Source organism: Marinobacter sp. 1-3A (assembly GCF_016597775.1).
Taxonomy (GTDB): Bacteria; Pseudomonadota; Gammaproteobacteria; order Pseudomonadales; family Oleiphilaceae; genus Marinobacter; species Marinobacter xiaoshiensis.
The window spans coordinates 59,627-79,976 of sequence record NZ_VCGZ01000005.1; the positions used below are offsets into that span (position 1 = coordinate 59,627).

18 protein-coding genes are annotated in these 20,350 nt (G+C 54.2%); 11 read left to right on the plus strand and 7 right to left on the minus strand.

Features of this window, described 5'->3' with window-relative positions; genetic code table 11:
* The first annotated feature begins 155 nt into the window (after nucleotides 1–155).
* Nucleotides 156–1,172 carry a nucleoid-associated protein gene (locus tag FE848_RS09345; RefSeq protein ID WP_200202536.1) on the plus strand — a complete coding sequence of 339 codons (1,017 nt, stop codon included), beginning with the start codon at nucleotides 156–158 and terminating at the stop codon, nucleotides 1,170–1,172.
* 147 nt (nucleotides 1,173–1,319) lie between these two features.
* Here FE848_RS09345 and trmH read toward each other — a convergent pair whose 3' ends face one another.
* Nucleotides 1,320–2,051 carry a tRNA (guanosine(18)-2'-O)-methyltransferase TrmH gene (gene trmH, locus FE848_RS09350; RefSeq protein ID WP_200202537.1) on the minus strand — a complete coding sequence of 244 codons (732 nt, stop codon included), beginning with the start codon at nucleotides 2,049–2,051 and terminating at the stop codon, nucleotides 1,320–1,322.
* Between the two features lie 331 nt (nucleotides 2,052–2,382).
* Here trmH and miaB point away from each other — a divergent pair, with 331 nt between their 5' ends.
* The 5 genes from miaB to lnt all read left to right on the plus strand — a co-directional run bounded on the left by miaB (nucleotide 2,383) and on the right by lnt (nucleotide 8,033).
* Nucleotides 2,383–3,729, plus strand: a complete 1,347-nt coding sequence (miaB, locus tag FE848_RS09355) for a tRNA (N6-isopentenyl adenosine(37)-C2)-methylthiotransferase MiaB (RefSeq protein WP_200202538.1) — start codon at nucleotides 2,383–2,385, stop codon at nucleotides 3,727–3,729.
* A 453-nt stretch (nucleotides 3,730–4,182) separates the two neighbouring features.
* Nucleotides 4,183–5,178 (plus strand): PhoH family protein, encoded by a 996-nt coding sequence (locus FE848_RS09360; RefSeq protein ID WP_200202539.1) that lies wholly within the window; start codon nucleotides 4,183–4,185, stop codon nucleotides 5,176–5,178.
* Nucleotides 5,175–5,648 (plus strand): rRNA maturation RNase YbeY, encoded by a 474-nt coding sequence (ybeY, locus tag FE848_RS09365; RefSeq protein ID WP_200202540.1) that lies wholly within the window; start codon nucleotides 5,175–5,177, stop codon nucleotides 5,646–5,648. Before FE848_RS09360 ends, ybeY begins: the two co-directional genes overlap by 4 nt.
* On the plus strand, nucleotides 5,645–6,493 hold the full coding sequence (locus tag FE848_RS09370; protein WP_200202541.1) for an HlyC/CorC family transporter: 849 nt from the start codon (nucleotides 5,645–5,647) through the stop codon (nucleotides 6,491–6,493). Before ybeY ends, FE848_RS09370 begins: the two co-directional genes overlap by 4 nt.
* Nucleotides 6,483–8,033, plus strand: coding sequence for an apolipoprotein N-acyltransferase (lnt, locus tag FE848_RS09375; RefSeq protein WP_200202542.1), 1,551 nt, complete (start codon nucleotides 6,483–6,485; stop codon nucleotides 8,031–8,033). The genes FE848_RS09370 and lnt overlap by 11 nt, the downstream gene beginning before the upstream one ends.
* Nucleotides 8,034–8,208: 175 nt before the next feature.
* Here lnt and FE848_RS09380 read toward each other — a convergent pair whose 3' ends face one another.
* Nucleotides 8,209–8,757, minus strand: a complete 549-nt coding sequence (locus FE848_RS09380) for a zinc ribbon-containing protein (RefSeq protein ID WP_200202543.1) — start codon at nucleotides 8,755–8,757, stop codon at nucleotides 8,209–8,211.
* 261 nt (nucleotides 8,758–9,018) lie between these two features.
* Here FE848_RS09380 and leuS point away from each other — a divergent pair, with 261 nt between their 5' ends.
* The 5 genes from leuS (at nucleotide 9,019) to FE848_RS09405 (ending at nucleotide 14,352) form a co-directional block, all read left to right on the plus strand.
* Complete coding sequence (leuS, locus tag FE848_RS09385; RefSeq protein WP_200202777.1) at nucleotides 9,019–11,604, plus strand: leucine--tRNA ligase; 2,586 nt, start codon at nucleotides 9,019–9,021, stop codon at nucleotides 11,602–11,604.
* A gap of 1 nt (nucleotide 11,605) precedes the next feature.
* On the plus strand, nucleotides 11,606–12,193 hold the full coding sequence (gene lptE, locus FE848_RS09390; protein WP_200202544.1) for an LPS assembly lipoprotein LptE: 588 nt from the start codon (nucleotides 11,606–11,608) through the stop codon (nucleotides 12,191–12,193).
* Nucleotides 12,190–13,197, plus strand: a complete 1,008-nt coding sequence (gene holA / locus FE848_RS09395; RefSeq protein ID WP_200202545.1) for a DNA polymerase III subunit delta — start codon at nucleotides 12,190–12,192, stop codon at nucleotides 13,195–13,197. The genes lptE and holA overlap by 4 nt, the downstream gene beginning before the upstream one ends.
* 110 nt (nucleotides 13,198–13,307) lie before the next feature.
* A complete protein-coding gene (locus tag FE848_RS09400) occupies nucleotides 13,308–13,571 on the plus strand; it encodes a hypothetical protein (RefSeq protein WP_200202546.1) in 264 nt (87 codons plus the stop codon).
* Between the two features lie 145 nt (nucleotides 13,572–13,716).
* On the plus strand, nucleotides 13,717–14,352 hold the full coding sequence (locus FE848_RS09405; RefSeq protein WP_200202547.1) for an endonuclease: 636 nt from the start codon (nucleotides 13,717–13,719) through the stop codon (nucleotides 14,350–14,352).
* Nucleotides 14,353–14,439: 87 nt separating this feature from the next.
* On the opposite strand, the gene FE848_RS09410 is transcribed toward FE848_RS09405, so the two are convergent.
* The 5 genes from FE848_RS09410 to bioD form a co-directional block, all read right to left on the minus strand.
* A complete protein-coding gene (locus tag FE848_RS09410; protein ID WP_200202548.1) occupies nucleotides 14,440–16,236 on the minus strand; it encodes an acyl-CoA dehydrogenase C-terminal domain-containing protein in 1,797 nt (598 codons plus the stop codon).
* Between the two features lie 206 nt (nucleotides 16,237–16,442).
* A complete protein-coding gene (locus FE848_RS09415) occupies nucleotides 16,443–18,242 on the minus strand; it encodes an acyl-CoA dehydrogenase C-terminal domain-containing protein (RefSeq protein ID WP_200202549.1) in 1,800 nt (599 codons plus the stop codon).
* A gap of 318 nt (nucleotides 18,243–18,560) precedes the next feature.
* A complete protein-coding gene (locus FE848_RS09420; protein ID WP_310965673.1) occupies nucleotides 18,561–19,328 on the minus strand; it encodes a putative metalloprotease CJM1_0395 family protein in 768 nt (255 codons plus the stop codon).
* Nucleotides 19,329–19,339: 11 nt separating this feature from the next.
* Nucleotides 19,340–19,585 carry a flagellar biosynthesis protein FlgE gene (locus tag FE848_RS09425; RefSeq protein ID WP_200202550.1) on the minus strand — a complete coding sequence of 82 codons (246 nt, stop codon included), beginning with the start codon at nucleotides 19,583–19,585 and terminating at the stop codon, nucleotides 19,340–19,342.
* A 51-nt stretch (nucleotides 19,586–19,636) separates the two neighbouring features.
* Nucleotides 19,637–20,329 (minus strand): dethiobiotin synthase, encoded by a 693-nt coding sequence (gene bioD / locus FE848_RS09430; protein ID WP_200202551.1) that lies wholly within the window; start codon nucleotides 20,327–20,329, stop codon nucleotides 19,637–19,639.
* Nucleotides 20,330–20,350: the final 21 nt, after the last annotated feature.

Consider the following 20,350-nt stretch of genomic DNA (forward strand, 5'->3'; position numbering starts at 1 on the left):
TTCCTGCCAGAAAAGACACCCCGCCCCACGGCTATCACGTTTTGTTACCAGTCTCCTTTTTTAGTCGTGAATGTATTTGTTGTCCGTGGCAGAATCTTTGGCCCTGAAGGTTTCCTTCGGGGCTTTTTTGTTTCTTTATTCGGGATTATCTGTTTATGGCTATTAAGCATCTGCGCACCGCGTTTTCCAGTCAGTATCAGCCGGGGCAGCCTGCCCGCCTGCAAAGTGGTGAGGCGCTGCAGGAGCCGGGTGGCGACTACGAGGGCCTGCACAAGCAGATGAAGCGGTTGTTTAACAGCAAGCCTGGCAAGAAGTACGGGCGGTTTTCAGAAGATATTGGTGAGAGCCCGTTCAGCAGTTGGCTGAAGGATTATCTGGAGGACAAGCAGAGTTTTGCCTCGTTCACAGATCGGGTATTTGGCCAGTGGCAGGAGTTGCTTACGAGCTGCCAGGAGGAGTTTGTGGGGCAACTTGTGGTTGTTCACGAGGCCTTGGCAGATTCCGATGTGGTTTACGTGATGATTCTGGAAAGCGACGGCGCTCTGCGCTTCGATGGTAATCAGGCTCTGGATACAACGGATGTGCTGAGCACGTCCCGCCTGAATCTTGCCATGCGGGTTGAGCTGGATGACTGGCTGGGTGATAACGCGGCTGAGAACTATCTTACGTTGGTGCATGCCCGGGGCACGGGTGAACCGGGGGAGCTGTTTATCCGGCTGTGTGGTTTCACTAACCAGATCGATGTTGAAAAGGAAACACTGACGTTTCTGGATGCGGTGGAGGCGTTTGCAAAGTCTTCAGAGCCTGAGAAGGCTGGCGAAGTTCGCACGCGGGCTTATGAGTTCTGCAAAGAGCAGCATGCGTTGGGTGAGCCGGTGGCTATTGAAGCGTTGTCTGGCTATCTGGATGAGGATGAGCCCGGGCGTTTCAAGGAGTTTGCCAGTAAGTCTGCGGAGATGCCCGAGAGCGGCGTGCTGCACCCGGATCATCGGAAGGTGAAGAAGCTGGTGCGGATTGCGGGCTCTGGCGGTGGTATGAGTGTTTCGTTTTCTTCCGATTTGGTGAATCAGGCGATTTACTATGATCGCGACAAGGATGCGCTGACGATTACTCGCCTGCCTAAGGCTTTGCGGGAGCAGTTGGAGCGGTATTTGGAGAATCGCGAGGACTGATCCATTTGCGGCCTGCCGCTTTGGGGGCTGGCTCCGCGGCGCGGTGAAGCTTTTCTTCTGGAAAAATAACTCGCTGCGCTCAGACATCTTTTTCCGGCAGAAAAGCTTCACCACGCCACGGGCCGATCTGGGCAAAAGGAGTTTACGTTAGCTGGCTTCTACTGGGTTTTCTTCATTCCAGCGGGGGCGGTTTGCTCTCTGCACCCTTACTTCCTGCATCCAGCCTACTCCGTCGATTAGTTCACCGGTTTCGTGATCAATGGGCGGGTATGACAGGTTTCGGTCGTCGCAGTAGCGCTTGACGACGGGCTGGCACCAACTGAAGAGTAGGCGGTTGTATTCTTCATCCGGTATGCGCCGATTATCGAACAAGCCGGCCTCTTTGCGCTGCCTTTGGGCTTCGGAGAGGATGATGGCACAGGCTGCGGATACGTTGAGGGATTCCACCATGCCCATCATGGGAATAACGATGTGCTCATCCGCCTGCTCCGCCGCTTCTGCACTGACACCGTCCACTTCGTTGCCCATAATCACTGTGCAGGGCACGGTGAAGTTTGCAGATCGGTAATCGATCGCCCGGTCCGAAAGCTGCGCGGCGTAAATCTTTTGGCCCTGCCCTTTCAGATGGGCTATAGCCTCGTCCATGGTGCGGTGGGTGTGAGGTGTTACCCATTTGAAACTGCCGCCGGCGGTTTTCCGGAAGGCCCGGAAGCCCTCTTTTGGCCACACCACGTGCATGTTGGCTAGCCCGAAGGCGTCGCAGGTTCTCAGTATGGCGGAGAGGTTTCTTGGTTTGTGAACCTGGTCGGTCAGGACTGTCAGGTCCGGCTGCCGGGTGTTCAAAACCTGTTTGATGCGGGCAAGGCGCTCTGGAGTCATAGTCTTGTGAAGTTTGTAGTAAGAGATTAATCCACCGAAGCTCGACGAAGCGATTGGTGCAGGGCTCTCCAAAAACGTGGAGGGCCAAGGATGGCCCGACCGAGCCCTACATGGACGTATTCACGGGCGCTTTTTGGAGAGCCCTGCACCAATCGCTTCTGACTCCGAAACTTAAACGCCGGAATAATACCACAGCAAAACTGGCAGATTACCGAGACAACGCTGGTTGCAGATTGATCACCCAGTTATAATGCCCAGTTCTCCTTTATCAGCGCGCAATCTGGACAGTTTCTGCTCCGGGCGCCAAATACATCCAGTTGTGTTGAGACCCATGGCCAAAAAGCTGTACATCAAAACCCACGGTTGCCAGATGAACGAATACGATTCATCCCGCATGGCCGACCTGCTTAAAACCGGCGAAGCGGTAGAAATGACCGAAACGCCTGAAGACGCAGATATCCTGCTGCTGAACACCTGCTCCATCCGTGAAAAAGCCCAGGAAAAAGTGTTCCACCAGCTGGGTCGCTGGAAAAAACTAAAGGCCAACAAACCGGAACTGATCATCGGCGTGGGCGGCTGCGTTGCCAGCCAGGAAGGCCAGGCCATTCTTGACCGGGCGCCTTATGTCGACATGGTCTTCGGCCCGCAAACCCTGCACCGCCTGCCGGATATGATTACCGAAGTACGCATGAAAGGTAACGGCGTAGGCGTGGTGGATGTGAGCTTCCCGGAAATCGAAAAGTTCGACAACCTGCCGGACCCCGGTGCCGATGGCCCGTCCGCCTTTGTTTCCATCATGGAAGGTTGCAGCAAATACTGCACCTTCTGCGTAGTTCCCTACACCCGAGGCGAAGAAGTCAGCCGTCCGGCAGACGACGTGATTGCCGAAGTTGCGCACCTGGCCAGCCAAGGCGTGCGGGAAGTGAATCTTCTAGGCCAGAACGTAAACGCCTATCGTGGTGACACTCACGATGGCGACGTGATGGATCTGGCGGAACTGATCACGCTGATCGCGACCATCGATGGCATTGATCGCATTCGCTACACCACCTCGCACCCGGTTGAATTTACCGATGCGATGATCGAAGTGTACGAACAGGTACCCGAACTGGTCAGCCACCTGCACCTGCCGGTACAAAGCGGCTCGGATCGCATCCTTGCCGCCATGAAGCGTGGCCATACGGCGCTGGAGTACAAATCCAAGCTGCGCCGTCTGCGCAAGATTCGTCCGGATATCAGTTTTTCTTCAGACTTTATCATTGGCTTCCCGGGTGAAACCGAGAAGGACTTTGAAGACACCATGAAGCTGATCAACGATATCGGTTTCGACATGTCCTTCAGTTTTGTTTACAGCGCACGCCCGGGCACGCCCGCGTCGGATCTGCCTGATGAAACGCCGATGGAAGTGAAAAAGCAGCGCCTCAAAATCCTGCAAGATCGCATCAACCAGACGGTGATGGATATCAGCCGCAAGATGGTGGGTTCCACTCAGCGCATTCTGGTCACCGGTTTATCCAAAAAGGATCCGGGGGAGTATTCCGGGCGCACGGAGAACAACCGGATTGTGAATTTCCGGCACGATAATCCCGAGGTTGTTGGGCACTTCATCGACGTAGAGATAGTTGAGGCTTACGCCAACTCCCTGAGGGGGGTGCCCGTGGATTCGGAGCTGTATTGAGCTTGGGCTCCCATGTTTTCAAGGTTTGGTGTTAGAGAGCGGTGGAGCCACCCTCCCAAAAACCGCTACGAGCACATCCATGTGCGCTTGGCTTCGGCCTTCCTTGGCCGAAGACATTTTTGGGAGGGTGGCTCCACCGCTCTCGGCAAACATGTGTGCAGCATGCAAATAGACAACTTCTGCCGCCTTTTACCTTACTGATTCAGCGGGTTCCACTTTAAAGCAAACAACACGCTGCACTTGTTTTTTATGTTGGCGGCCTGCACATAGATCGAAAAGGGATGGAGCGGGGCCTGCTTCCCAAAAACGTTGAGCGCCAGGGATGGCGCGATCGAGCCCTACAGGGACGTATTTACGGGCGTTTTTTGGGAAGCAGGCCCCGCTCCATACCGGAAGCATCCAAAGCAAAAAGACATACTCCCAAAGACAACACGGGAGTAAAACGGAGAAAATTTGAACACCAACGATTCCAGACAATTCGATCTACACCCGGCAGACCAGCGCAGGCTAACCACCCTTTGCGGACAGTTTGATGAGAATTTGAAACACATCGAACGGCGCCTGCAAGTATCCGTCACCCGCCGAGGCCATCACTTCCGGGTTGAAGGTGCTACTGAAAACGTCGCCGCTGCGGTGGAAGTGATCAGACACCTGTACCGGGAAACCGAGGCCACCGAAGACATTTCTCCGGATACCGTGCACCTGTACATTCGCGAAACCGGGCTTGAGAGACTGCCAGAAGAAATTCCTTTCGACGGCTCAGTCACCATCATCAAAACCCCCAAGCTCACAGCCAAACCCCGCGGTGCGAATCAGCAGAAGTATGTGCACAGCATACGCTCCCACGACATCAACTTTGGCATCGGGCCCGCGGGCACAGGCAAGACCTGGCTCGCTGTAGCATGTGCAGTAGAAGCCCTGAAAGACGAGCAAGTGAAGCGGATTCTTCTGGTTCGCCCGGCAGTTGAAGCTGGCGAAAAGCTTGGCTTTCTGCCGGGAGATCTGGCTCAGAAGGTGGATCCCTACCTACGCCCTCTGTACGACGCACTCTATGAAATGCTCGGGTTTGAGAATGTCACCCGGTTGATTGAGAAAAGTGTGATCGAGATTGCGCCGCTGGCCTTCATGCGTGGCCGTACTCTGAATAACTCGTTTATTATTCTGGATGAAAGCCAGAACACCACCCGCGAGCAGATGAAAATGTTCCTGACGCGAATCGGCTTTGGCTCCACTGCTGTGATTACTGGTGATACCACCCAAGTGGATTTGCCCAAGGGCCAGAATTCAGGGCTGATTCATGCCGCAGGCGTTTTGAGAAACGTTACTGGCATCAGCTTCACGCGCTTTGAAGCCAAGGATGTTGTCCGTCACCCTCTGGTTCAGCGAATTGTGGAAGCCTACGATTCACTTGATGAAGGCAACAGCAAAGGGAGCGGCCGCGCACAGTGAGCGAGCTGACGGTTGATTTTCAAAACGTGTTCGAAGGGCCGGGTGTACCTGCAGAATCCCTGTTTCAAGCGTGGGCCCAGGCTGCCTGGCTGGGGGAGGAGCCATCCGAGGTCACGATTCGTATTGTCGATATTGAGGAAAGCCTGGCACTGAACCACCAGTACCGGGGCAAGGACAAACCCACGAATGTGTTGTCCTTTCCATTTGAAGCGCCAGCCGGTATAACGGTGCCATTGGCAGGAGATCTCGTTATTTGCGCTCCGGTCGTTGAAAATGAGGCCAGAGACCAGCATAAAGAGCCCTCAACCCATTGGGCACACATGGTAGTTCATGGCATGCTGCACCTTCAAGGCTATGACCATATTGACGACGAAGAGGCAGAGGCCATGGAGGCCATGGAAATTCGATTGCTGGCCGAGTTTGGGTTCGGCAATCCCTACGAAGCAGAGGAAACGGTAAAAGACTCATGAGCGACGACCAGTCGAGTCGCAGTCAAGGCTCCAACAAGTCTTGGCTGGAGCGTATATCACACGCCTTCTCCAGCGGACCAGAGACCATCGAAGATGTTCTGGAAGTCCTTAGAAGCGCTGAATCCCAGGAAATAATCGATGCAGATGCCATGAGCATCATCGAAGGTGCCATGCAAGTGGTGGACATGCGGGTGGATGAAATAATGATCCCGCGTTCCCAGATGGTTACCGTTCGCGCCTCTCAAGACCCGAAAGAATATCTTGGCGAGGTTATCCGGTCTGCCCACAGCCGCTTCCCGGTTATTGGCGACAGCCAGGATGATGTCATCGGTGTCCTTCTCGCCAAAGATCTTCTGCCACTGGCCCTTGATGATGATATGGACTGGTCTCATGTTCGCGAGCTACTGCGCCCGCCTACGTTTGTTCCAGAGAGCAAACGGCTGAACCAGTTACTTAAACAGTTCAAGGAAAACCGTAATCACATGGCCATCGTCGTGGATGAATACGGCGGCACGGCCGGTTTGGTAACCATTGAAGACGTACTCGAACAAATCGTCGGGGAAATTGAAGACGAACACGATTTTGACGAAGAAACCCACATCAAGGCTCGAGGTGATGGCTCCCATGCCGTGAAGGCAGTGACGCCAGTCGACGACTTCAATGAATTTTTTAACACCGGTTTTGATGAAGAAGAGTTCGATACCATTGGTGGCGTCGTACTAAAGGAATTCGGTCACCTGCCCAGACGAGGCGAAACGGTTGAATTTGGCGGCTTGCGCTTTACCATAGCCAACGCCGATAACCGTGTCATCCGTCTGTTACAGGTAACCCGTAGTGAGCCATGAGCATTTAACACCCTCTACTGCCCCAGCCCTTTCATTGCTTTCCAACCGCTGGTTTAGCGCGGCAACCCTTTTGGTTGCCGGCGCTTTGCAAACCCTAACCTTCTCGCCTTTCCATTTGTGGTGGCTTGGGCCAATTTCTGCACTAATGATTCTGCTGGTCTGCATTCCACTGCCGGCGAGGAAGCTTTTCTTTGCGGGCTTGCTGGCGGGCCTTGGTCTGTTTGGCTCTGGGGCCACATGGGTTTATATCAGCATTAGTGAATTCGGAAATACGTCCATACCGGTTTCAGTTTTGCTCACTGCTGCCTTTGTGGCGGTGCTGGCGTTGTTTCCGGCTCTCGCATTCTGGTTCTGGGGCAAGCTGGCTAAGGCCAGTGCCGTACGGCGCCTCATCCTGTTCCCTGCCATCTGGATTCTCGGGGACTGGCTTCGTGGCTGGCTGTTAACCGGTTTCCCATGGCTGTACCTTGGTACAGCCCATACTGATGGGCCTCTGGCAGGGATGGCGCCGATAATTGGCGTTCACGGCCTTACCTTTTTGATCACTGCCAGCGGCGCCGCTATTTTTGGTGCGGGCTGGCTATTAACCAGGCAGCGCTATACCAGCGCTGGCATTGTTGCTGTTATAACGCTGATCCCGTGGTTGGCGGCCCCGGCACTGAACCGGGTCGAATGGACAGACATCAGTTCGGAGCCCACATCTGTGGCTGCCATGCAGGGCAACATTCCGCAGCTGATCAAGTGGGACCCGGAGTTTCTGAAAGACCAGATCGTAGCCTATCTGGGCATGACGAAGCCTTACTGGGATGTTGATCTGATTCTGTGGCCGGAGACGGCAATCCCCATTCCCCAGGATCAGGCGGGGAAAATCATTGATCACATTGAAGAGAATCTCGGGGAAAGCAGTACGCTGATAACAGGCATTCCCTGGTACGGTTTCAGCGAGCGCGCTGGTGGCTTCACCTATCACAACAGCATTATGGCCATGGGCAACGGCGAAGGTATTTATCACAAGCAGAAGCTTGTGCCCTTTGGCGAATATGTCCCTCTTGAGGGGGTCCTTCGGGGGTTGATCGGCTTTTTTGATTTACCCATGTCGAGCTTTACCCGTGGTCCGAAAAACCAGTCGCCTTTAAACGCCAATGGTACGAAGGTGATGCCGTTTATTTGCTATGAAGTAGCTTATCCGGACTTTTTGGCTCGCAATGCGGTGAATTCGGATTTGTTGCTGACGATCAGTAACGATGGTTGGTTCGGGGATTCTGTGGGGCCGTTGCAGCATTTGCAGATTGCGCGCATGCGGGCTCTGGAAACCGGGCGTTATATGATTCGCGGTACCAACAATGGGGTTACTGCGATCATTGATAACAAGGGGCAGATTACGGCGCGTATTCCGCAGTTTGAGCGGGCTGTTCTGACTGGTGAGGTGTTCAAGGCCAGTGGTAGCACGCCTTATATGGTTGCGGCTTCCTGGCCGGTTCTGACGCTGGCGCTGATTCTGATTGTGTTTGTTCGTGAGCGGGTTATTCCCAAGAACTGACCGCACTTCGGCGAAAGCGGTCATGGCAGGGACGGTCTTCAAAACACGCTGTGAATACCTCCCTGTACGCTCGGCTCCGCCATCCATGGCTCCGCACGGTTTTGAAGACCGCCCCTGCCACGACCGCCCAAACTTCGGAGGAGCCTTCCCGAACTACCCCTTCAAGAGTCTCGAGTCAGCTTTCTTTCCGCGGCCAGTGACTGGTAACCCGCTTGTAGTACTGAGAACCACAGGCTTCACAAGGTTCCAGATGACTGGTCGATGTGAGGCACAGCATATGCTCACAATTCAGGCACTGGAACATGCCAGCGGTTGCGACTTCACCAGCGATGTACTGCCCCGCATCACGGCTTTCGAGTTTCTGTCGCAGCGCAACGGTATCGACCAACGTTTGGTCGGCAACCGACAACAAGCGCTCGGTCAATTGCTGTTCCAGCAATGACAAATCGAGCTGCAACCATTCCGCAAGCCCCTCCCCGGTTTCATCTACAAAGTTCAGGAGATGCTCCAGATCTCTCTGAAGGTAGGTGCCAAGGAGGCTGATTTCGTCCTTGGTCATTTCCTCCAGTTCTTGCTCAACTTCTATTGCCTTCTCCACCTCTTCTTCCAAGGTGTCCAGCGAGGTTTCCTGTATAGCTTTCAAACGAGTCTGCACCCGCTCAAGCATGCGGTCGTATACCTCGAGAGCTTTTCCGGATAAATGGCTTCTTTCAGGCTCAGTCATTGAGAACTCCTCATAATTTGCGGGGCGTCAGCCGGTGGGTCTCCCTGGAACTGTCTGCAGCATGGATGCTGCAGTCAAGCCTACATGGACGTATTTACGGCGTGTTCCGGGGAGACCCACCGGCTGGCGACCTTCGCCATATTAAACATCATGGCACAGTATTCGGTTTTTGGCAGACTACCTGTTACGCCTTGTGTGCGTTAGAATGTCCGGCCGCTCCGCACATCATTTTTATACAGGGTAACTTTGGTAATGGCAGGTATGGACGAGCACTACAATCCCCGTGACGTTGAACACAATGCGCGCACCTTCTGGGACGAGAACAAAACCTTTGAAGTCAGGGAAGACCCGGACAAACCCAAATACTACTGCCTGTCCATGTTCCCCTACCCCAGCGGCAAGCTGCACATGGGGCACGTACGCAACTACACCATCGGCGACGTGATCTCCCGCTACCAGCGCATGCAAGGCAAGAACGTTATGCAGCCCATGGGCTGGGACGCGTTTGGTCTCCCTGCAGAGAACGCAGCCATTGCCAACAAAACGGCACCGGCCAAGTGGACTTACGCCAACATCGAATACATGAAAAACCAGCTCAAACAGCTGGGCTTCGGTTACGACTGGAGCCGCGAGCTGGCTACCTGCAAGCCGGATTACTATCGCTGGGAACAGTGGTTCTTCGCTCGCCTTTACGAAAAAGGCCTGGTGTACAAGAAAATGTCCACCGTGAACTGGGACCCAGTGGACCAGACCGTTCTTGCGAATGAGCAGGTGGTTGATGGCCGCGGCTGGCGTTCAGGCGCTCTCGTTGAGCAGAAAAAAATTCCCCAGTGGTTTATCCGCATTACCGATTATGCCGAAGAACTGCTGAACGACATGGACGATCTCGATGGCTGGCCTGAGCAGGTCAAGACCATGCAACGCAACTGGATCGGTAAATCCGTGGGCACCGAGCTGACCTTCCCGCTGAAAGACAGCGAAGACGGTCTCACGGTTTACACTACCCGCCCCGATACCCTGATGGGCGTGAGCTACATGGCCGTAGCCGCAGAGCATCCGCTGGCCAAAGCAGCCGCAGAGCGGCATACAGACGTAGCCACATTTGTGGATGAGTGCCGCAACAGCAAGATTGCTGAGGCCGAAATGGCCACCATGGAAAAGAAAGGTGTTGATACCGGATTCAAAGCTATCCATCCGCTGACCCAAGAAGAAATTCCGGTTTGGATCGCCAACTTTGTGCTCACCGATTACGGCACTGGCGCACTGATGGCAGTACCCGGCCATGATGAGCGAGACCACGAGTTTGCCCTCAAGTATCGCCTACCCGTCAAACAGGTAATTGCTGCCACTGATGGCCGCGAAATTGACGTTCAGGAAAAGGCTTTCACAGAAAAGGGCGTACTGGTTTCGTCCGGGAAATACAGCGGCCTCACCAGTGACGAAGCCTTTGATGCCATTGCTGAGCACCTGGAAGACAAGGGGATTGGCAAGCGCACGGTCAACTACCGCCTCCGTGACTGGGGTGTTTCACGCCAGCGATACTGGGGTGCTCCCATCCCTATGATGACTATGGAAGACGGCACCCAGCGCCCGGTACCCGATGACCAGTTGCCGGTTCGGCTACCGGAAAATGTCGAGATGGATGGTGTTCTGTCTCCTCTCAAGGCCGATCCCGAGTGGGCAAAAACCTCTTTCAACGGGCAGCCTGCAACGCTTGAAACCGATACCTTCGACACCTTCATGGAGTCGTCCTGGTATTACGCCCGTTTCTGCAGCCCGAATTACGACAAAGGCATGCTCGATCCGGCGGCGGCAAACTACTGGCTGCCAGTAGATCAGTATATCGGCGGTATAGAGCACGCCATCCTGCACCTGCTGTACGCTCGCTTCTTCCACAAACTCCTGCGGGATGTTGGCCTGGTAAACAGTTCAGAGCCTTTCAAGCAACTGCTGACCCAAGGCATGGTCCTGGCAGACACCTACTACCGTGAAGACGACAAGGGCGGCAAGGTCTGGATTTCGCCCGCAGATGTCGTTGTGGAGCGGGATGAAAAAGGCCACGCCATTGGCGCGGTGCATAAGGAAGATGGGCAACCTGTTATCGCCGGTGGCGTAACCAAGATGTCCAAATCGAAAAACAACGGCATAGACCCTCAGTCTATTATTGATGCCCATGGTGCTGACACAGTCCGCCTGTTCATGATGTTTGCAGCCCCGCCAGAACAGTCCCTTGAATGGTCTGATAGTGCTGTAGACGGCGCCCATCGCTTCCTCAAGCGTCTGTGGCGCCTGGTAAACGAGCAGGTTGCAGGTGGAGCAGCACCGGCCATCGATCCTGGCGCCCTGAATGACGCCCAGAAGGACTTGCGCCGCAAAACCCATGAAACCATTGCCAAGGTGAGTGACGACATCAGCCGCCGCCTGACGTTCAACACCGCCATTGCTGCAGTAATGGAATTGCTGAACGATGTCAGCCGCTTGAACAACGACGAGCCCCAAACCCGTGCTGTTCGCCAGGAAGCGCTGGAAACAGCAGTGGTAATGCTCGCACCGATCGTGCCTCACATTTGCCATACCCTTTGGCATGCCTTGGGCCATAGCAACCCGGTTGTTGATGCAACCTGGCCGGTAGCCGATGAATCTGCCATGGTTAGAAGCCAGATTCAGGTGGTTCTTCAGGTTAACGGCAAAGTGCGCGCAAAAGTTGACGTGCCCGCCGACATCAATTCGGCCGACCTGGAAGCCGAAGCACTGAAAAATGAAAATGTTATTCGCTTTATCGAGGGTGCGACAGTTCGCAAAGTTATTGTTGTTCCTGGCAAACTGGTCAACGTGGTCGCTAATTGATATGTGGCTCCGCACCCTGAAGACAGACACTGCAAGGCTGATTGCCGCAAGCGCTATGGCTATCAGCCTGAGTGCCTGTGGCTTTCATCTGCGGGGTGCGCCGCCAGTTTCATCAGCACTCGAGCCTCTTGAACTGGTGTGCCAATCGCCAGTGCCTGCCTCCCTTTGCCAGTCCACCCGGGAACAGCTTGAACTGGGTGGCATTGAGTTGGCGACAGGGCAGAGCGCAAATTACCGGCTCAAAATCAGTGACTTTGCACAGGATCGCCGCGCTTCCGCCATTACCGTTCAGGCAGCTGCTGCTGAATATACACTCAGGCAGTCCGTCGACCTCGAACTTGTCAGCAGCGATGGCATTCCAGTCATCGCCAGCACGCGCCTCACAACGACTGAGAGCTACAGGTACGATGAGACCAACGTGCTCGCCAAACAGCGAGAGGAAGAGAACCTGCAGCAACAGCTGAGCGATCGCCTGGCGCAACAGATTATCTTCCGCCTTGCACCGATTACCGAAAAACGGTTGCAGGAAATCCGGAATAATCACCAAAGCTCCCCTACTCCGCCCGGCTCGCAATCTGGCAAACCATGAAAACCAATCCAGGCCAACTAACACAGCTGCTCCTGAAAGGCCTGGCACCGGTTTATCTGGTCTCCGGAGACGAACCCCTGTTGGTTCAGGAATGCTGTGATCAGATCCGAGGTGCAGCCAAAGAAGCCGGGTTCATCGATCGCCTGACTTTCCATGCTGATCAACAGCTTGACTGGAACATGGTAGCCGATGAATTCAGTGCCATGTCCCTGTTCTCTGATCGGCGCCGAATCGAAATCCGCCTGCCCACGGGAAAGCTGGGAGATGGTCGAACGGTTCTCGAGCAGGTCCTTGCAAATCCGCCTGAAGACATTATCGTTCTGCTGATCAGCACTCGCCTGGACGCCGCAGAAACCCGGCGCAAGTGGTATAAGGAGCTTCAAACCAAGGGTGTCCATGTGCCGGTGTGGCCAGTAGACGCGGACAAATTCCCTGGATGGCTTCAGCAGCGAGCCAAAAAGCAGGGGCTAAACCTGACACGGGGAGCCCTTACGATGCTGGCAGAGAGGCTGGAGGGGAACCTGCTGGCAGCCAGCCAGGAACTGGACCGGCTAGCCCTCCTGACCAATGGCGACACTATTGATGAACAAACCATAGAGCGGGCCGTTCAGGACAGCTCCCGCTTTAACGGATTTGAACTGGTGACCGAACTGCTCAGTGGTCGTGCATCCCATGCCGGAAAAGTAATTGGCGTGCTGCAGCAGGAGGGTGAAAACCCCCTTGGCCTATTGGCGGTATTAACCCGTGATATCAACCTGCTTCTCGAACTTAAAACAGGCGAGAACAGAGCTGAGACCCCCTCCGCGTTCTTTAAAAAGCGCGGTGTTTTCCAGCCACAACGAGCGCGAGCGTTAGAGCAAGCAGCCAGGCGATTAAACGCCATGCAATTACACGAAGCTCTGAAGCTCTGCAGCCAGATTGACCGCGCTGCGAAAGGCTTTGACGAGCTTTCCCCTTGGCACTACCTGCGCGATATGTCGGCACTTTTGAACGCCAGATTCTGACATGGGTCAAGTCCAATCGTTAAATTGAGCCTTCCCGCACCTCCCCCACTTGAAGGTTCCTGCCACCGGGCGCATGGTAGGTTTACCAACCATTCAAAAAGGTACCTGCCATGGGCTTTCAAGAAGATCTTAAAACCCTTTCAGACAAGATTAAACAGTACCGTGACGAAGCGCGCGTTCAACTACACCTTGCTCGCCAGGAAGTAAAAGATGAGTTCGACGAACTGGAAGAGGAATGGGATAAATTCAAATCGCGCTTTGACCAAGTAATGGATGAAGCCAGCGACGCATCTCAGGAAGCGCGGCAAACTGTCAAAAAGCTGGGCGACGATCTGAGATCAAGCTACCAGAACATTCGCGATAAAATTATGTGAAAATGTTAAACCGTTAACACATAGCTACAATTGTTTACGGTAAGGCCCCTTGTGCTAGGGGAACTTATGTCATATTCCTATATAAGTGAGCTGAGCGTCATTATTTTAAAAGGCGCTTACCGACACTGAGAGGTATTAATGACATATGAAAAAGATTTTTCTTCTTCTTAGCACATCGGTGCTCCTGCTGACTGCAACCTTCGTCATTGGTCAAAACACCCGTTTCAGCGACCCGAAGACCGTCATCGAGGAACAGTTCTGGGGAAATCTGTATGCAGATGGCGGCAAGTCGTTTTTCTGCGATGAGCAGTTTTCCACCAAAGGTTTCATGCTGACTCAAGGCTATATTTACCCACTCGCGGACATCCGCAACGCCCTTTCCTGCGGCACAACTCGCCAATGCGAGCAAGACAACCGTTACCGTCAGATTGCCTCCGACCTTCATAACATGGTTCCAGTACGGAACCGCACAGAACTTCGGCGCCGCAATGCCCGCTACGAAGAGCTTGGGGCCCTGATCAAGGAAGACGATTGTGGCATACGGGAGAGCAGCGTTTTCTTTGAGCCGCCTCCAAAAGTGAAAGGCGATGTCGCCCGGAGCATGGGCTACATGGTTGGCACCTACGGCCTTCCCTGGTTAGGGTCTGCCCAGGTATTCCAGGGCTGGAACCGGGCAGATCCACCAGACGACAAGGAGCTCTCCCGGCATAAGCGGATAGCGGAGATTCAGGGCAATGAGAACCCCTACATCACTGATCCAAGCCGAATGGAACGTCTTTAAATAAAAAAAGCAGGCACTGAGGCCTGCTTTTTTTATTTACTCAGAGGCGTCATCTGAAGAGCCGCCTCACCTTCCTGCTTTCAGTAATCAAAACTCATCGGCGGTATGCGCCATCATAGAGTCACTTCCGCTGCGAATACTTTCCGCAAGAGAAACGGTTTTCGGCAACAGGCGATCATAATAGAAACGCGCTGTTTTCAGCTTGCCACTATAGAAACCAGATGTGTCATCGCCAGCCTTCGGTGCTGCAGCCTTCACAATACGTGCCCACATATAACCCACAGCAGTCATCCCGAACAGATCGAGATAGTCCACTGAGGCTGCGCCAACGGCATCAGGATTATCCGAAGCCTGCTTGATAACGTGCTCAGTCACGTCAGACAAACGCTCGAACGCAGCCGCAAGTGGCTCAAGGTAAGGGCGTAGACTTTCTTCACTGCTGTTCTCTTCGATGAAGGCAGCGACATCTTCCGCAAAAAGCTCATACAGTTTGCCCTGGCTACCAACCACCTTACGGCCCATCAGGTCCAGCGCCTGGATACCGTTAGTGCCTTCGTAGATCTGGGTAATCCGGCAGTCACGAACCAATTGCTCCTGACCCCATTCACGAATGAAGCCGTGACCACCAAACACCTGCTGACCCAGAATACAGGCTTCCAGGCCACGGTCGGTCAGGAACGCTTTTGCAACCGGTGTAAGCAGTGCAACCATGCCTTCAGCATGCTTACGGCGATCCACTTCTGCAGCGTCGGCATACTTGGAAATGTCCAGCCACTGCGCCACATAGGTAGAAAAAGCACGGCCGCCTTCGACATAGCTCTTCATGGTGAGCAACATGCGCCGAACGTCCGGGTGCACCAGAATAGGGTCTGCTGCTTTTTCCGGCTGCTGTGCTCCAGTAGGCGCACGGCTCTGGATACGATCCTTGGCATATTCCACTGCATTCTGCAGGGAAGCCTCTGCTGCACCGATGCCCTGGATACCCACGCCCAAACGCTCGTAATTCATCATGGTGAACATGGCGTTCAGCCCTTTGTTCTCCTCACCTACAAGCCAGCCTTTAGCACCGTCAAAGTTCATGACGCAGGTAGCGGAGCCTTTGATGCCCATCTTTTTCTCGATGGAACCACAGCTGAAGCTGTTACGCTCACCCAAGGACCCGTCGTCGTTCACCATGAACTTGGGAACAAGGAACAGCGAAATGCCTTTTGGCCCTTTCGGAGCATCTGGCAGCTTGGCAAGCACCAAGTGAATAATGTTTTCAGCCATGTCGTGCTCGCCCCAAGTAATAAAAATCTTGGTGCCAGTCACGTTAAAGGAGCCGTCGCCATTGGGTTCAGCCTTGCTGCGGATAATGCCCAGGTCTGTTCCTGCATGAGGCTCTGTCAGATCCATGGCGCCTGCCCAAACACCCGAGTACATATTGGGCAAATACTTTTCTTTCAGCTCCTGGCTACCGTGCGCATCCAGTGCCAAGCAAGCACCGGCGGTCAGCATTGGCGCCAAGCCGAACGACATGTTTGCGCCCTGCATCATCTCTTCAAATTGTGCCACCAGAGTTTTAGGCATACCCATGCCGCCAAACTCAGTGTTGCCACCAAGGCCATTCCAGCCACCCTCAACAATAGTCTGGTAGGCTTCTTTAAAGCCATCCGGTGAGGTTACTTCGCCGTTGTTCCACTGGCTGCCCTGCTCGTCCGCTTCGCGGTTTAGTGGCGCAAGCACACCACTGGTAATTTTGCCGGCCTCTTCAAGAATCGCATCGGCAGTTTCCGGATCAACGTTCTCTGCTACTTTTGGCAGGGATGCCCATAGCGCAGGGGCATCAAATACTTCGTTCAATACAAAACGCATGTCGCGCAAAGGCGCCTGATAATCGGCCATTTAAACTCTCCAGGTTCCACAATCAATCTGTCGGTGCAAGCGGCTAAATCAGAAAAGCCAAGTCGCCTGCCAGGGCCGGGTGTCCGACCTTCTCACGTTTTAGGGGCAGGTATTCTACCCCAAAATCAACCGCAACTCATGAAAAAAGCCCGGCTCCTGAGAGCACGGGCTTTTTGTTACCGGTTAACCTTAAACGCCCTGGTAAATCAGAACGCGAAAGCTTCTTCCGGCATATCCAGCAGAGTGTCAGCTCCGGCCAGCATGGTTACAGCGTGCGTCTTGGTACGCGGCAGCATACGAGTGAAGTAGAAGCGTGCAGTCTGCAGCTTGGCCTTGTAGAAGGCTTCTTCGCTTGTACCTGCATCCAGCTTGTCCTGGGCAATCTTGGCCATGCGGGCCCACAGGTATGCAAAGACTGCGTAGCCGGAGTACATCAGATAATCAACCGATGCAGCACCAACTTCTTCACGGTTCTTCATGGCAGCCATGCCCACTTTCATGGTCAGATCGCCCCACTCCTTGTTGATCGCCGCAAGCGGCTCGACAAACTGTTTCAGCTGCTCGTTGTCGGCATTTTCCTTGCAGAAGGTGTGAACCTGCTTGGTAAAGCCCTTCAGAGACTCGCCCTGGGTCATCAGAACCTTACGGCCCAGCAGGTCAAGCGCCTGAATACCAGTGGTGCCTTCGTAGATCATGCCAATACGGGCATCACGCACGTTCTGCTCCATGCCCCACTCGGAGATAAAACCGTGACCACCAAATACCTGCATACCCAGGTTCGCTGCTTCGTAACCGATTTCGGTCAGGAAAGCCTTGGCGATCGGGGTCAGGAAGCCCAGCGCTTCGTCTGCTTCTTTACGCTCTTCGTCTGTTTTGCCACGTCCAACGAGGTCCGCCTTCTGTGCAGTCAGGTAGATCAGTGCACGGGCGCCTTCTGCAACGGCTTTCTGAGTCAGTAGCATACGACGCACATCCGGGTGCACAATAATCGGGTCGGCATAGCCTTCCGGATTTTTGGGGCCACTCAGTGAGCGCATGGCCAGACGATCTTTGGCGTATGCCAGGGATCCCTGGAAGCCCATTTCTGCAGCACCCAAGCCCTGAATAGCAGTACCGATACGGGCTACGTTCATGAAGGTAAACATGCAGTTCAGGCCGCGGTTCTCAGGCCCGATCAGCCAACCTTTGGCGCCGTCAAAGTTCATGACACAGGTAGCATTACCGTGGATACCCATTTTGTGCTCAATAGAGCCACAGGATACTGCGTTACGCTCACCAGCAGATCCGTCTTCTGCAGGCAGGCACTTGGGTACGATGAACAATGAGATGCCCTTGGTACCTTCAGGTGCGCCCGGCAGACGAGCCAGAACGATGTGAATGATATTGTCGGTCATGTCATGTTCGCCGGCAGAGATGAAAATCTTGGTGCCGGTAATGCTGTAAGAGCCGTCTGCATTAGGCTCTGCCTTGGTACGCAGAGTACCCAGATCCGAGCCGCAGTGGGCTTCTGTCAGGCACATAGTGCCCGTCCACTCACCGCTGATCATTTTGGTGAGATAGGTTTGCTTCTGCTCTTCGGTACCGTGCGCTTCAACGGTGTTGATAGCGCCATGGCTCAGACCAGGGTACATGCCCCATGACCAGTTAGCGGTACCGTTCAACTCGCTCATCACGATGCCCAGAGAATCGGGCAGGCCCTGACCGCCGTAATTGGGATCAGCCGCCAGTGAAGGCCAGCCGCCTTCAACATACTTGTCATAAGCTTCTTTGAAGCCAGTCGGTGTTTTAACACCATCTTCGCTCCATATGCAGCCTTCTCTGTCGCCTACCGGGTTCAGCGGTGACAGTACCTGTTCAGCAAACTTTGCACCTTCCTGGATAATGGCATCAACCATATCCGGAGTTGCGTCTTCAGCCCCTTCCAGATTGGCGTAGTGGGTCTCGCTGTCGAGCAGCTCGTTCATTACGAATTTGATATCACGCAGGGGCGCTTTGTACTCAGGCATTTAAACCACCTCGGTTTTCGGTCTTGGCTGAAAAAGTAATAACAGCTCGCGGCCTTGGGTTTGCTCAGACACTGCAACAAGATGCGCTGCAGCATTAATTAAACACTTGTTTGAAACATACGTTTAGAGGCACAGAATTGTCAATAGCCGGGTGAATAATTTGTGTAGAGTTTGGTCACCAAAGTAGACGGGAACGGCTCAAACCCTACCCAAAAACTCAACACGCACCGGCGTTTACAGGGCCCCGTATTGATTCTGGCATTCCAGGAAGAGTAGTGGTGGGCGCCCACGTTAATAGCAGGCTAACAGATGATAAATTCAGACCGAAATGGGTAGAAACCCATCCCCTGGGGAGGCTCGCTCTGGCCCGAACCCTGCAATATCCTGATAGGCATTTCTGGCCAGTTGAGCGGCCCTGGGCAATGACTCGGAGGTATCACCCCGGGAACCTTCAACCTGCCCGGAATCAGATGATGCATCCTCACTTTCCTTCACAGGCTTTTCTGCGCCGGACTCCGAGGATTCCTGCTCCAGGGCAAGCTCTGACTGAGCCTGCAGCATAACCTGCATCGCCTGAGCGGCTACAGCACGATCCTGGCCAGAGGGCTCTGCCGGAGCCATCGCCGCTGAACGCACGACCCGCATTTTCTCGATGGTTGCCTGAGGATCGCCGTTGACGGGAGACATATCAATCGATACTTCACCACCCACCGCGTACTGGGCCCCATCCGGCCCCCGCTGATAGGAAAGCGACATGGCTCCCGCATACTGACCGCCAACTGCCTGATGTGCAGCTTCATGAGCGCGCACTTCACGGTCCCGGGCTTTGAGCTCGGTTAGCTCTTTCAGTTCCGCCTCATCCAGACCACCGACTTTTTTATCAGAGGCATCAGCTTCTGCTGGCTTGCGGTTTGCGCCCACAGCCTGGTTTTCATCGGCCGCACGAACAGATTGACTGCCGGTTTCTGCAGGCGCCTCACCATTTGCTTTGCCAGTATTGCGTGATTCACGGACGGCCGAGGCGCTGCCAGAGCCACTCCTGCTAGAGTAGCTTGATATCGGAGGGAGCGAAGAGAGTGGGCTCACGGAAACAGGGCTCAGACCATTATGTCGAGCAGAGTACCAAGGGTTTCATCAGCAACTTTTACCACCTGTGCTGACGCCTCAACGCTGCGTTCGTATAGCTTGAGGTCGATGATCGGTTCAATCAGGCTGCTTCCGGTTTCGGCGCTACCTTGAGGGCCATCAACACCGGCACGGGCGATTTTTCGGGCGGCGTTTTCCATGCCGTACATGCCGTCCTGAATGCCTTGCATACCAATTGCGAGTGTATTATTGATCATGACTGCGGTTTCCCGTGACCATTAATTGACACCATTAGGCCATATTATTGATCAATTTTCAAACAATGAATCAATGTTGAGATACTCACTCAAGGTTTTGGGATTGGCAGTCACAATCCAGGGCATTACTCCAAGACAAGGGACCGGGAGTTGCTCTGTCAAATAGCTCAGGGTTTCCTGCTCACAGCTCATTGCAACGGGTTCAGCTCGGTTCGCGACCCATCCAGCCAACACCAACCCATCATTAAGAATTGCTTCTGCTGTTAACAATGCATGATTAATACATCCCAGCTTTAGCGAAACCACTAAAATCACAGGCACCCCCAACTCCCGAGGCACCGCCGAGTAGGTTTCCCGGTCATTCAGCGGCACTCGCCAGCCACCGGCACCTTCAATGAGCAAAAGATCCGCTGGCCGCATCTGCATGCCACGGCAGAAGCCAACCAACCGTTCAGCCGTTACAACTCGTCCGGCTTGCACGGCTGCCACATGGGGCGCTATGGCCGGCTCCAGAGCGATGGGGTTCACAAGATCGTAAGTGAGAGCTTCCGTGGCCGCGCGCTGGAGCATCAGCGCATCGTCATTCCGCAACCCCTCAGGTGTGTTATCACAGCCCGAGGCAATAGGCTTCATACCCAAGGTGCGCTTGCCGGCCGCTTTGGCGGCTTCCAGAATTGCAGCAGACACCAGGGTCTTGCCAACGCCGGTATCTGTTCCTGTCACAAAAAATGTTTTTTTAGCCATAAAAGCCAGTCAACCTACCCT